16 protein-coding genes and 1 riboswitch are annotated in these 12,159 nt (G+C 53.2%); of the genes, 9 read left to right on the top strand and 7 right to left on the bottom strand.

What is annotated here, in order from left to right; translation table 11 throughout:
• Positions 1-8 precede the first annotated feature (8 nt).
• Complete coding sequence (locus ACHUEV_RS05320; protein WP_394178020.1) at positions 9-620, top strand: inner membrane-spanning protein YciB; 612 nt, start codon at positions 9-11, stop codon at positions 618-620.
• Here the strand turns inward: ACHUEV_RS05320 and ACHUEV_RS05315 are convergent.
• On the bottom strand, positions 617-946 hold the full coding sequence (locus tag ACHUEV_RS05315; RefSeq protein WP_394178019.1) for a PilZ domain-containing protein: 330 nt from the start codon (positions 944-946) through the stop codon (positions 617-619). The genes ACHUEV_RS05320 and ACHUEV_RS05315 overlap by 4 nt on opposite strands.
• 281 nt (positions 947-1,227) lie before the next feature.
• A riboswitch (SAM riboswitch) is annotated at positions 1,228-1,305 on the top strand.
• A 61-nt stretch (positions 1,306-1,366) separates the two neighbouring features.
• Here ACHUEV_RS05315 and metZ point away from each other — a divergent pair.
• From metZ to ACHUEV_RS05300, 3 genes are all read left to right on the top strand, one after another.
• On the top strand, positions 1,367-2,536 hold the full coding sequence (gene metZ, locus ACHUEV_RS05310) for an O-succinylhomoserine sulfhydrylase (RefSeq protein WP_394178018.1): 1,170 nt from the start codon (positions 1,367-1,369) through the stop codon (positions 2,534-2,536).
• Positions 2,537-2,759: 223 nt separating this feature from the next.
• The gene (folE2, locus tag ACHUEV_RS05305) at positions 2,760-3,863 is read left to right on the top strand and encodes a GTP cyclohydrolase FolE2 (RefSeq protein ID WP_394178276.1); all 1,104 of its coding nucleotides are present in this window, start codon (positions 2,760-2,762) and stop codon (positions 3,861-3,863) included.
• 43 nt (positions 3,864-3,906) lie between these two features.
• Positions 3,907-4,473: a hypothetical protein gene (locus tag ACHUEV_RS05300; RefSeq protein WP_394178017.1), complete on the top strand. Its 567-nt coding sequence runs from the start codon at positions 3,907-3,909 to the stop codon at positions 4,471-4,473.
• A gap of 37 nt (positions 4,474-4,510) precedes the next feature.
• Here the strand turns inward: ACHUEV_RS05300 and ACHUEV_RS05295 are convergent, their stop codons facing one another.
• Together ACHUEV_RS05295 and ACHUEV_RS05290 are read right to left on the bottom strand one after the other, a co-directional pair.
• Positions 4,511-4,972: an SRPBCC domain-containing protein gene (locus tag ACHUEV_RS05295; RefSeq protein WP_394178016.1), complete on the bottom strand. Its 462-nt coding sequence runs from the start codon at positions 4,970-4,972 to the stop codon at positions 4,511-4,513.
• Positions 4,969-5,286, bottom strand: a complete 318-nt coding sequence (locus ACHUEV_RS05290) for an ArsR/SmtB family transcription factor (RefSeq protein WP_394178015.1) — start codon at positions 5,284-5,286, stop codon at positions 4,969-4,971. Before ACHUEV_RS05290 ends, ACHUEV_RS05295 begins: the two co-directional genes overlap by 4 nt.
• Before the next feature lie 132 nt (positions 5,287-5,418).
• Here ACHUEV_RS05290 and ACHUEV_RS05285 point away from each other — a divergent pair, with 132 nt between their 5' ends.
• The 5 genes from ACHUEV_RS05285 (at position 5,419) to ACHUEV_RS05265 (ending at position 8,636) form a co-directional block, all read left to right on the top strand.
• Positions 5,419-6,039 carry an ATP-dependent Clp protease proteolytic subunit gene (locus tag ACHUEV_RS05285; protein WP_394178014.1) on the top strand — a complete coding sequence of 207 codons (621 nt, stop codon included), beginning with the start codon at positions 5,419-5,421 and terminating at the stop codon, positions 6,037-6,039.
• Positions 6,040-6,163: 124 nt separating this feature from the next.
• The gene (gene clpX, locus ACHUEV_RS05280; protein WP_394178013.1) at positions 6,164-7,432 is read left to right on the top strand and encodes an ATP-dependent Clp protease ATP-binding subunit ClpX; all 1,269 of its coding nucleotides are present in this window, start codon (positions 6,164-6,166) and stop codon (positions 7,430-7,432) included.
• Positions 7,433-7,435: 3 nt separating this feature from the next.
• Positions 7,436-7,807: a RidA family protein gene (locus ACHUEV_RS05275; RefSeq protein ID WP_394178011.1), complete on the top strand. Its 372-nt coding sequence runs from the start codon at positions 7,436-7,438 to the stop codon at positions 7,805-7,807.
• Positions 7,808-7,867: 60 nt separating this feature from the next.
• Entirely contained in the window at positions 7,868-8,251 is a 384-nt protein-coding gene (locus tag ACHUEV_RS05270; RefSeq protein ID WP_394178010.1) for an NADH:ubiquinone oxidoreductase subunit NDUFA12, read from the top strand.
• 13 nt (positions 8,252-8,264) lie between these two features.
• Positions 8,265-8,636 carry a DUF2155 domain-containing protein gene (locus ACHUEV_RS05265; RefSeq protein ID WP_394178008.1) on the top strand — a complete coding sequence of 124 codons (372 nt, stop codon included), beginning with the start codon at positions 8,265-8,267 and terminating at the stop codon, positions 8,634-8,636.
• On the opposite strand, the gene aat is transcribed toward ACHUEV_RS05265, so the two are convergent.
• The 4 genes from aat to ACHUEV_RS05245 form a co-directional block, all read right to left on the bottom strand.
• Positions 8,600-9,238 (bottom strand): leucyl/phenylalanyl-tRNA--protein transferase, encoded by a 639-nt coding sequence (gene aat, locus ACHUEV_RS05260; protein ID WP_394178007.1) that lies wholly within the window; start codon positions 9,236-9,238, stop codon positions 8,600-8,602. The two genes, ACHUEV_RS05265 and aat, sit on opposite strands and share 37 nt — an antisense overlap.
• 66 nt (positions 9,239-9,304) lie before the next feature.
• Positions 9,305-10,654, bottom strand: a complete 1,350-nt coding sequence (accC, locus tag ACHUEV_RS05255) for an acetyl-CoA carboxylase biotin carboxylase subunit (RefSeq protein ID WP_394178006.1) — start codon at positions 10,652-10,654, stop codon at positions 9,305-9,307.
• A gap of 10 nt (positions 10,655-10,664) precedes the next feature.
• On the bottom strand, positions 10,665-11,153 hold the full coding sequence (accB, locus tag ACHUEV_RS05250; protein WP_394178005.1) for an acetyl-CoA carboxylase biotin carboxyl carrier protein: 489 nt from the start codon (positions 11,151-11,153) through the stop codon (positions 10,665-10,667).
• Positions 11,154-11,344: 191 nt separating this feature from the next.
• Positions 11,345-12,094 carry an ABC transporter ATP-binding protein gene (locus tag ACHUEV_RS05245; protein ID WP_394178004.1) on the bottom strand — a complete coding sequence of 250 codons (750 nt, stop codon included), beginning with the start codon at positions 12,092-12,094 and terminating at the stop codon, positions 11,345-11,347.
• Between the last annotated feature and the right edge of the window lie 65 nt (positions 12,095-12,159).

The following is a 12,159-nucleotide window of genomic DNA, read 5'->3' as shown; positions in this document are numbered from 1 at the left end:
AGACATCCATGGCTGAAAAACAGATCAATCCAGTATTGAAACAGGTTCTTGAATTGGGGCCAACGCTGGCATTCTTCTTGATCTATGTGAAGATCAAAGACGAAACCTATCTGTTTGGCGGAACGGAATATTCCGGCTTTATTGTCGCCGCGCTTGTGTTCATTCCGATCCTGCTCATCTCGATGGCTATTCTTTGGAAACTAACCGGAAAACTTAGCCGGATGCAGGTGTTCACTGCCTTTATGGTCATCTTTTTTGGTGGGCTCACGGCCTATTTCAACGATGAGCGGTTCTTTAAAATGAAGACGACCATCGTTTACGGTTTCATGGCGGGTATTCTGGGTGTCGGCCTACTTCGCGGTCAAAGCTATCTGCAGTATGTGATGGAAGAATTCCTGCCTATGGAACGGGAAGGTTGGATGATTTTCACCAAACGCGTGACTGGGATGTTTGTTGTGCTGGCAGTCGCAAACGAAGTCATCTGGCGCACGCAAACGACCGATCTATGGGTCAAGCTTGAAACCTTTGCTTTTCCGGCTGCGCTGTTCGTATTCCTTTGGGTGCAGATCGTTGGGTTGCAAAAGTATTTGATTGAAGAACCAGAGAATACGCAAGACTAACGCATTTCCGTAAAGCCAAATCCAACAGCCCCGCGATGTGATCCCGCACGCGCGTCGCGGCGGTAACGTAATGTATCTAACACATCATCGTTGATATGCGGGCGAAAGGTGATCCCGATCTGATCACTAGTCGACCAAACCACAACAGCATTCACCGGGCGCCCCAAGACATTGAACGATACTTTGCTACCCCGATGCATCGGGCGCACGCGTTCGATGCGGGCACCGTGATTGTTCACGTCAGCGATTTTCCCCATCACTACCCCGACAGGCGTGCGCATTTCGATGGGGTATTGCGTACGGTATCTGTGGGAGCGATGTTGCATGATTATCACCTGATAAGGACCCTATCAGTGCTATCAGCGCAGGTTTAAGAAATGGTTTCGCTTGGCAAGGTTGTTTAATCGGTGTCTGCGCTTCCTTCGTTCAGCAGTACCTTAAAATAGGGGAGTGGCGTGTTTTGCGTTTGATGCAATTGGGCGTGGTAGGCCGCTCAAACCCACGTTCCGGTTGGGCAGTCTTGGCAGCTTTGCTGACTGATCTGTGATGGGTTGATTAAGGCTGTGTAACAACACGCACATCTTGACGTATTTACGCATGGGGCCTATGCAAACAACGTGGCGATTTGTTACCGGATTGCGGGCCACGTTAAATAATCTGCTAAAGAGGGTTGCGGTTTTTACGGCCTCGATACCCTTTTCCCGGTGTCGGGGTTTTTTAATGCGCGATTGCGCGGGGATATGACGATGAAAAACTGGAGCAAGCGGACAACAGCGGTGCACGCAGGAACACGGCGCAGTCATTACGGCGAAGTGAGCGAAGCGATTTTTATGACGCAGGGCTTTGTCTATGAGACTGCCGAAGACGCCGAGGCGCGTTTTGTTGCTTTGGGTGATGATGAATTCATCTATGCGCGTTACGGGAACCCCACCGTCGCGATGTTCGAAGAACGCATTGCAGCGCTCGAAGGGGCCGAGGATGCCTTTGCGACTGCTTCTGGTATGGCGGCTGTCAACGGCGCGCTATCTTCGCTTTTGCGTGCGGGCGACCACGTGGTTTCGGCCAAGGCGCTGTTTGGGTCTTGTCTGTATATTCTTGAAGAAATCCTGACCCGCTACGGTGTCGAAGTAACCTTTGTAGACGGCACTGATATGTCCGCTTGGGAAGCAGCAATTCGGCCAAACACCAAAGCGGTCTTCTTTGAGAGCGTATCAAACCCCACGCTGGAAGTCGTCGACATCAAAGCGGTTGCGAAGCTGGCCCAGGCTGTTGGCGCAAAGGTTATCATTGATAACGTCTTTGCCACGCCTGTGTTCTCTGACGCTATTGCCCAAGGTGCCGACGCGGTCATCTATTCCGCGACCAAGCATATTGACGGGCAGGGGCGCGCATTGGGCGGTGTCATCCTTGGGACCAAAGAATTCATCCGCGGTACAGTTGAACCCTACATGAAACACACTGGCGGTTCGATGTCGCCGTTTACAGCTTGGCTGATGCTCAAGGGGCTTGAGACAATTGAACTGCGTGTTCATGCCCAAGCCGATGCGGCGCTGAAAATTGCGACTGGGCTAGAGGCGGACGGGAAACTTGAAAACGTAATCTACCCGGGCCTTTCCAGCCATGCGCAAAACGCATTGGCGCAGGCGCAGATGGGGTCGGGCAGTACGGTGCTGTCGATTGATGCAGGCTCCAAGGAGGCGGCTTTTGCTCTGCTCAACAAGCTCGAGATTTTTACAATTTCGAACAACCTTGGTGACGCAAAATCGATCGCTACTCATCCCTACACCACGACGCACCAGCGCCTTGAAGAAGAAACCAAGGCCGACCTTGGGATCACCCCGGGCCTTATCCGCCTAAGTGTTGGTCTTGAAGATGCCGACGATCTTTTGGCTGATCTGCGCGCAGCGATTGGTTAACGGTTAGCGCGCGGTGGCTACGTCGCGCGTGACAACTCCGCTAACATCAACGTGTCACCCATTGTTTGCTGTGCTAAGGTCGCTCAAGTTCGGCGATGGAAAGTGGAGACCGAGAATGACTGATCTGAAGTCGGATGTTTTGCGTATCTATAAGGATATGGTTGAGAATGCCGACGGTGACACCCATCTAAAAGAGGGTAAACCTGTGGCAGAAGGGGCGAAAGTGAACATTCATACGTCTGACTTGAACGATAAGCCAAGCCGTCAAGAGGCTGAAGATGCGCTTGCTGTGTTGCGCCGTTGGGCGGGCGATGTGACGGCAGAAGAGGTCGCCACGCTTGATCCGCTTGTGTCGCGCTTGATCCCTGGCCAAGAGGTATCGAACTATCCTGCACTAGCCCGCGCCTATCCGGACGCGTTTGAGGTCGATGACGCCTACAAGGCATCAATGCCTGACCTGCAAAACGGCCCGTCGAGCCTGATCAAAGGGGCCAAGCAGCAAATCCAGCACGTCGGAATTTCCAACTTCCGGCTGCCCATCCGTTTTCATACCCGCGATGGCGGCGATCTGACGCTTGAGACTTCGGTAACCGGCACTGTGTCGCTGGACGCCGAAAAGAAGGGCATTAACATGTCCCGGATCATGCGGACGTTTTATAAACATGCTGAAGAAACATTCAGCTTTGACGTGATCGAACGCGCGCTTGATGCGTATAAGACCGACCTCGAAAGCTTTGATGCGCGTATTCAGATGCGGTTTTCCTTTCCAATGAAGGTCGAAAGCCTGCGGTCTGGCCTGTCAGGCTATCAATACTACGACATTGCGCTGGAACTGGTCGAAAGCGCCGGCGTGCGCAAAAAGATCATGCATTTGGACTATGTATATTCATCGACTTGCCCATGTTCGCTGGAGTTATCAGAGCACGCGCGCCAGTTCCGTGGCCAACTTGCCACGCCACATTCCCAGCGATCTGTCGCGCGTATTTCGGTCCTGCTTGAGCCGCACAGCGAATGCCTGTGGTTTGAAGACCTGATCGACCGTGCCCGCGCAGCGGTGCCCACTGAAACCCAAGTCATGGTCAAACGCGAAGATGAACAGGCCTTTGCCGAACTCAACGCCGCCAACCCGATCTTTGTCGAAGACGCCGTTCGGTTGTTCACCGAACAACTACAACAGGACAGCCGTGTCTCAGATTTCCGAGTTATTGCGAGCCACCAAGAAAGCCTGCACAGCCACGACGCGGTGTCTGTGCTGACCGAAGGCGATACGTTCGCAAGCGAGAGCCTTGATCCGAAACTGTTTGGGACGTTGTTTCATGTGGGGTAGCTGTTCCGTACTGTGGTCTCTCAGCGACGAGATGGCGGACTGAATGAACAAGAAGAACGCAGGAGCAGAAATTCCGGTCGAACTTCAAGATTTTAGTGATGACATCAACCGCTTGGCTCATGACACCCAAAACGGTTATTCTTTTGCAAAGGTTTCGTTTATCTATCAAAGGTTAAGGGAACTTGGTCCGTTTGACCCTGAAACCATTTCTATGGATGCTATCTTCGCGCTCGATATGATGCAGTCTGCCTTTGTCGTCGAATACGCGCGCATTTTTGTTGGCGGGACGCGAAAGGTTAGCAAGAGTAAGGTTCCTGCACACCTTCAGAAAATTCACGAAACGATTATGGATCTAAGGAACAAGCGGTATGCACATGAAGACGGCCACGAGTCAGTAGAAAACTTCTTGGAACTGCAAATTTTAGACGACCAGATAGTCGTCGATACGAAGGCGAATATTGGAATTGCACTTGGTGCACCACCTGAATGGGACGCGCTTATTACGTGGTTGGGAGAGTACCTATTTGAGCAACGAAAGAAGCAATTGCAGCGTCTAGCCGATGTGACAGGGTACAAGTGGAATTCGCGTTCGGAAGAGAATTCCAGCTAGCGCAAATTCACGAGATATTGTCAGTTGTGGTGTGCCCCTACGCTTTCACCGGAGCTTTCAAGGCGCCACAAAAGCACCCCAAAACCATATCCCATCCGGTCATATAGCTGGTGCTGACCGCATCGGCCAACGGACCTAGGATATCAAATCCGCCGTGCGTCAGGGCACATTGGGTACCGTCTTTGAATTCTTTAAAACTCACAGCGACGACAGTGGCCTCTGTTTCAGATTTGCCGGGGTGCCATGTGAACGATACGAATGCGCCGGGATCATAAGCGATGATTTCGCCCCAGATGCATTCATTGCCGTCTCGTGTGGTCTCAATAATCTTGCCACCCTTGTGCGGTTCAATCCGGATGTTTTGCGGGGTGTCGCCGTCACTGGCCGAAACAGAATGTGTCGCGCCGGGCCACCAGCTGTCGATGCCGTCTGTGAATAGGGCAAAGGCCTCTTCCGGTGTTAGCGGCACATCGATGATTTTGTGGATCGGGTCATTCATTTCTGTGGTCCTCTTGCTTTGTCATGGGCGGCGCGGGCAAAGGCGGTCAGGGCATCATCCCACAGGCTATCCAGATATTTGCGCAATTCATCGACGCCATCAGGCGCGATGGCATAGAGCCGCCGGTTTCCGGATGGCGTGACGGTCAAAAGTCCGGCATCGGATAGTACGCGTAGGTGTTGGCTGACCGCTGGTCGACTGATTTTCATGCCTTCTGCGATGGCCCCAACGGCCAGCGGTCCACCGCGTAGGCGGTCAATAATGACACGGCGGGTTGGGTCAGCGAGGGCGGTGATTGCATCTTGGTAATCCATGACTTACCGTAAGTCATTACTTACGATTCGTCAAACGTTCCCTGCAACCCTTGAAGCCCCTGACGCCTGTCACTAAGACTCTGTCAGGACTTTTGAATTAGGACGACACCGTCCAACAGTGAGGCAATACATATGCAAGATCCCGTCGAGACCTACATGAACCTTGTCCCAATGGTCGTTGAACAGACCGCTCGGGGTGAACGCGCCTATGACATTTTTTCGCGCCTTTTGAAGGAGCGGATCATTTTTGTGAACGGCCCGGTGCATGACGGCATGAGCCAACTGATCGTGGCGCAGCTTCTGCACCTCGAATCGGAAAACCCTAAAAAAGAAATCAGCATGTATATCAACAGCCCAGGTGGCGTTGTGACATCTGGTTTGTCGATCTACGACACGATGCAATACATCAAGCCAAAGGTCAGCACGCTGGTTATTGGTCAGGCCGCTTCTATGGGGTCGCTTTTGTTGACCGCTGGCCATGCCGGCATGCGTTTCTCGTTGCCGAACAGCCGCGTCATGGTTCACCAGCCATCTGGTGGGTATCAGGGGCAGGCGACGGACATCATGATCCACGCTGCCGAAACCCAGAAGCTCAAGACACGCTTGAATGAAATTTACGTTAAGCACACTGGCAACACGCTGAAAAAAGTTGAAGCAGGCCTTGAGCGCGACAACTTTATGTCTCCGGAAGAGGCGAAAGATTGGGGTTTGATCGACGAAATCGTTGAGAACCGCGAAAAAGCTGAAGATTGAGGGTTTCGTTAACGTGACCCATCTTGGGTCATTTTGACGTTGTGGACCTTGCCGGGCTGCCCTAAAGTTGCGATAGGGGCAGCCCGAATTATGTTTGACGGGCCTATAGGCCAAGGGGTTTGAGATGGCGACTACGACCGGAAACGACAGCAAAAACACGCTTTACTGTAGCTTCTGTGGCAAAAGCCAACACGAGGTGCGTAAGCTGATTGCCGGGCCAACAGTGTTTATCTGCGATGAATGCGTTGAACTGTGCATGGATATCATCCGTGAGGAAACCAAAACCGCTGGCCTTAAATCCGGCGATGGTGTGCCGACCCCGACCGAAATTTGTAAGGTGCTTGATGATTATGTGATCGGCCAAATGCATGCAAAGCGTGTTTTGTCGGTCGCTGTGCATAACCACTATAAGCGCCTTAACCACGCCGATAAATCTGATATCGAGCTGGCGAAATCCAACATTATGCTGATCGGCCCAACCGGTTGCGGTAAGACGCTTTTGGCGCAGACGCTCGCGCGTATTCTGGACGTACCGTTCACAATGGCTGATGCGACGACACTGACCGAGGCTGGTTATGTCGGTGAAGATGTTGAAAACATCATTCTAAAATTGCTTCAGGCTTCTGAATACAATGTTGAACGCGCACAACGCGGTATCGTTTACATTGATGAGGTCGATAAGATTACTCGCAAGTCTGACAACCCTTCTATCACCCGTGACGTATCGGGCGAGGGTGTGCAGCAGGCATTGCTGAAAATCATGGAAGGTACGGTTGCATCTGTGCCGCCGCAGGGTGGCCGTAAGCACCCGCAGCAAGAATTCCTTCAGGTCGACACGACGAACATCCTGTTCATCTGTGGCGGTGCGTTTGCTGGTCTGGATAAGATCATCGCGCAGCGCGGCAAAGGTACAAGCATGGGCTTTGGTGCCGACGTGCAGGAAGTTGACGAACGTGGCGTTGGCGAAGTGTTCCAAGACCTGGAGCCCGAAGATCTGCTGAAATTCGGGCTGATCCCAGAGTTTGTTGGTCGTCTACCAGTGATTGCGACACTGACAGATCTGGATGCTGACGCACTGATCACGATCCTGACAAAGCCAAAGAACGCGCTGGTTAAGCAGTACCAACGCCTTTTTGAACTAGAAGACACCAAGCTAACCTTCACCGAAGATGCGCTGTCTGCGATTGCCGCACGAGCGATTGAACGCAAAACTGGTGCGCGTGGTCTGCGTTCCATCATGGAAGACATCTTGCTCGACACGATGTTTGACCTGCCGGGCATGGACACCGTGACCGAGGTTGTCGTGAACGAAGAGGCTGTGACATCTGATGTGGCACCTCTGATGATCCACGACGATGGTAAACAAGCCAAAGAAACTGCTTCAGCTAGCTAAATCATGAAACGCATCAAATCGGGCGGCATTTTCGAGGATAAAATCGGGTATTGCCGCGCGGTTGTTGCAGATGGTTGGGTTCACGTTTCAGGGACCGTCGCACCGGGGGAAAGCATTTCAACCGATGTAGCGGAACAATGTGCCGCGGCGTTGGCTGTCATTGAAAAGGCGCTAACCGAAGCAGGAGCGAGCTTTGCTGATGCTGTTAGGGTGACCTACGTCGTTCCTAACCCGTCAGATTTTGAGGCATGCTGGCCGATCCTGTCGCAGACATTTGGTGACAATCCACCTGCTGCGATGATGATTTCTTGCCCGCTGATCGACCCAAAGTACAAAATTGAAATTGAGCTTACCGCGTATCGCGCAGGGCTTTAACCGGACTAGACCTTTCTGCCTATTTCAGGCATGGAGAGGCAACGCAAACGGAGACGCGACATGGGCCTAGGTCATAATATCAAACGCATCTTTACATGGTGGGATGGTCAATCTTTTGGCACCCAACTTTGGACAAGCCGTAACGGCACTAAAGTCGGCGAAGATGCCGAAGGCAACGTGTTCTATCGCAATGCTGACGATAGCCGTCGCTGGGTGATTTATAACGGCGAAAACGAAGCGTCGCGCGTGAGCCCCGACTGGCACGGCTGGCTGCACCACACATGGGACGAGGCCCCATCAGAGGTCGCGTTAACGCATAAACCATGGGAAAAGCCACACCAGGAAAACCTGACAGGCACTACGGGGGCTTATGCGCCGGCCGGTTCTATCCGTAAAGCGGCACCTGCTGAACGTTCCGACTATGAGGCATGGACCCCCGAGTAAGGGTGCGTTGATCATGCTTAAATCACTGATCTTTTCGACGACGATTGCGGCTTTGCTGCCATTGGCCGCTACTGCCCAACAAGAGGTTGCTGTTTCAGCAACAAGCGGCGTTGTGCGCGTGTTGGATAAGCTGACAGGCGATCATACAGACTTGACCTTGCAGACCGGTGAAACTGGTCGGCTGGGTTATTTGCACGTCACATTGAACGATTGCCGCTACCCCGAATCAAATCCTTCGGGTGACGCGTATATTGAGCTGGTCGTTAAGTATCGCGATCAAGAAGAACCTGTTTTTGCTGGATGGATGATCGCCTCTTCTCCGGCTCTGAACGCCATGGATCATCCGCGTTATGATGTCTGGGCGTTGCGCTGTAGTACGTCCTGAGCCGACGGAACGCTTCCCGGTACGTCAAATGATGCGGGTTGTCTGATCGCTGCGGCAAGATACTCATGATAATCTGAACGGGTGACTTCGACCGCGCCAAGACTGGCAAGGTGGTCAGTGATAAACTGCGTGTCGCAAAGTAAAAAACCACCCAAGCGTAGCCGATCTACCAAATAGGCGAGGGCGACCTTTGATGCGTCTGTGACGCGGCTGAACATGCTTTCACCAAAGAATGCCGCGCCAACAGTGACGCCATAAGCACCGCCAACCAATTCGCCATCTTGCCAGACCTCAACCGAATGGGCGTCGCCGCGTTCATGTAGTGTGCAGTAAAGATCAAAGATTGTATCGTTTATCCACGTCTCGTCCCGGTCAGCGCATCCCCGTACGACCTCTGGGAATGCCGTATCAAAGCTCACCTCAAAATGACCACGCTTTAGTGTCTTGGCTAAGCTTCGCGAAATTCGGAAGCCATGGAGGGGTAGAACACCGCGCATGGCTGGATCGACCCAGAATATTTCCGGGTCGTCGCGGCTTTCTGACATGGGGAACACGCCTTGTGCATAGGCCGACAACAAAAGTTCAGGAGTAAGATCTTGCATCTTTGATCGTCGTGTATGCCGCCTAAAAGAAACGCGGCCCGAATGATCGGACCGCGTGATTTCGATTTAACCGTTTAGGTTTTCTTCTAACCAGTGCTCGAGCCAGTGAATGTTGTAGTCACCGGTCTGCACGGCTTCTTCTGCAAGAAGCGCATGAAACAGCGGCACCGTGGTATCGACGCCATCGACGATCAGTTCACCAAGGGCACGTGCCAAACGCGCAAGCGCCTCTGGGCGGTCACGACCGTGGACGATGAGCTTGCCGATCAAGCTGTCGTAGTAGGGAGGGATACGGTACCCGTCGTAAAGCGCGCTATCCATGCGAACACCAAGGCCACCGGGCGCGTGATACTGCGTGATCGTGCCGGGACAAGGCGAGAAATTTGGAAGTTTCTCAGCGTTGATCCGGACCTCGATCGAATGGCCGTTGATTTGCAGATCGTCCTGCGTAAAGGACATAGGCAGTCCAGAAGCCACGCGTAGCTGTTCGCGCACCAGATCGACGCCGAAGATGGCCTCTGTCACTGGGTGTTCAACCTGCAAACGCGTGTTCATTTCGATGAAGTAGAACTCGTCGTTTTCGAACAGGAATTCGATGGTACCCGCGCCAATGTAGTTGATTTTCGCAACCGCATCCGCACAGACCTTACCGATCTTCGCACGGAGCTCAGGTGTGATGCAGGGGCCGGGCGCCTCTTCAAACACTTTCTGGTGGCGGCGCTGAAGCGAACAATCGCGTTCACCAAGGTGTACCGCGTTACCTTTGCCGTCACCGAAAACTTGAATTTCGATGTGGCGCGGTGTGGTCAGATATTTTTCGATGTAGACTTCGTCGTTACCGAAGGCGGCTTTGCCTTCGGCACGGGCCGAATGAAACGCCTTTTCCATGTCAGCGGCTGTTTTCGCCACTTTCATGCCGCGTCCACCGCCGCCGGCTGTTGCCTTGATGATGACGGGGTAACCGATTTCTTCACCGATGCGTTGCGCGTCTTCTAGCGTAGGAACTCCGCCGTCAGATCCGGGGACACATGGAACGCCAAGCGCCTTCATCGTGTCTTTGGCGGTGATTTTGTCACCCATCGTACGGATATGTTCCGCTGTGGGGCCGATGAAGGTTAGGTCGTGATCTTCAACTGCCTGCACGAATGCAGCGTTTTCAGACAAGAAACCATAGCCGGGGTGAATCGCCTGTGCGCCAGTGATTTCACAGGCCGAGATGATCGCCGGAAACGATAGATAGCTTTGCGTTGATGAAGGTGGGCCGATGCAGACGGCTTCGTCAGCCATGCGGACGTGCATTGCATCTGCGTCAGCAGTCGAATGTACCGCAACGGATTTGACACCCATTTCGCGGCAAGCGCGCACAACGCGCAGCGCAATTTCGCCCCGGTTTGCAATAAGGATTTTATCGAACATGGGCCCGCCCTTATTCGATGATCACAAGAGGGGCGCCAAATTCGACGGCGCCGCCGTCTTCGACCAGGATGCGTTTGATGGTACCAGCCCGCGGAGCAGGAATGTGGTTCATCGTTTTCATCGCTTCGATGATAAGCAGTGTGTCGCCTTCATTCACGGTCGCGCCAACAGATGCGAATGGCGCGGCACCCGGTTCAGGGGCCATATAAACGGTACCAACCATTGGTGATGTGACTGCGCCCGGGTGGCTTGCTGGATCAGCAGATTCGGTTGCCGGTGCCGCTGCTGCAGGCGCTGCGGCGGCTACTGGGGCAGGGGCCACAGCAGGAACGCTAGCTTGCACAACCGTCTGTGTTTGGCGGCTAACGCGGACGTTAAGGCTATCATTTTCAGCATAGTCACGCTTGACTTGAAGCTCTGTCAGATCGTTTTCGCGCAAAAGCTCTGCCAGAGCCTGAATAAAGCTGACATCGCTGTCGTGAGAGGTTTTGTTGCTCATATTGTCCTCGGCCGTTTGCCTTTAATTCGCTCGCATTGCGACGTTACGTCACAAAGCATTGGGCTACTTATAGGGCAAGCCTGCCGGGGGGGGAAGCGGGCGCGCATCAAAATGCAGCGCTTTGGCAATTTGTTGTGTTGCCACTTGGATATAGCCGGGCGTTGACGAAAGAAACGCCCGGCTTTTTCGTGTTAGATTGCGAGATATTGCGCGCGCAACGCATCGTTTTCGAGCACTTCAGCAGCAGAGCCGTCAAAGACCACAGTTCCGGTATCAAGGATAACCGCACGGTCGGCCAGTTTCAGCGCAGCAACCGCGTTTTGTTCAACGATCACCGTTGTGATGCCTTGGTCGCGGATGATCCCAAGCGTCTTGGCGATCTCTTGAACGATAACCGGTGCCAGACCTTCGTAAGGTTCATCAAGCAGCAACACTTTGATGTCGCGAGCAAGTGCGCGTGCGATGGCCAGCATCTGCTGTTCACCACCAGAAAGTGTCACGCCTTCTTGCTTGCGGCGTTCACCTAGGCGAGGAAATAGATCGTAGATGCGGTCCAGCGACCAGCCTTTTGGTGGTGCGATTTGTGCAAGCTGCAGGTTTTCTTCCACTGTTAGGCCCGGAATAATCCGACGGTCTTCGGGAACCAATGCGATGCCTTCGGCAGCTGCTTGGTGGCTTTTCATTTCGTGTAGCGGCTTATGGTCTAGCCAGATTTCACCGTGCTTCAGCTCTGGGTCGTCAAGACGTGCGATCGTGCGCAGTGTTGATGTTTTACCAGCACCGTTTCGGCCAAGAAGCGCGAGGATTTCGCCTTCGTGGATGTTGAAGCTCACGTTTTGGACGATATAGCTTTCGCCGTAGTAGGCTTCGATTTCCCAAACGCTAAGAAAGGCGGGGTGGGTGGCCGCGTTATTTGCGTGTTTGTTGAATGGTTCGTTCATGTTTGTCTCCGGGGTGCCAAACTCTGTGTCAGAGTTTGTGGCCAATTCCTGATACAAGAATTGGC

It is taken from the genome of Yoonia maritima (assembly GCF_043641945.1).
Taxonomy (GTDB): Bacteria; Pseudomonadota; Alphaproteobacteria; order Rhodobacterales; family Rhodobacteraceae; genus Yoonia; species Yoonia maritima_B.
The sequence above is the reverse complement of the archived record's forward strand: the minus strand, read 5'-3'. Positions and strand labels throughout refer to the sequence as shown.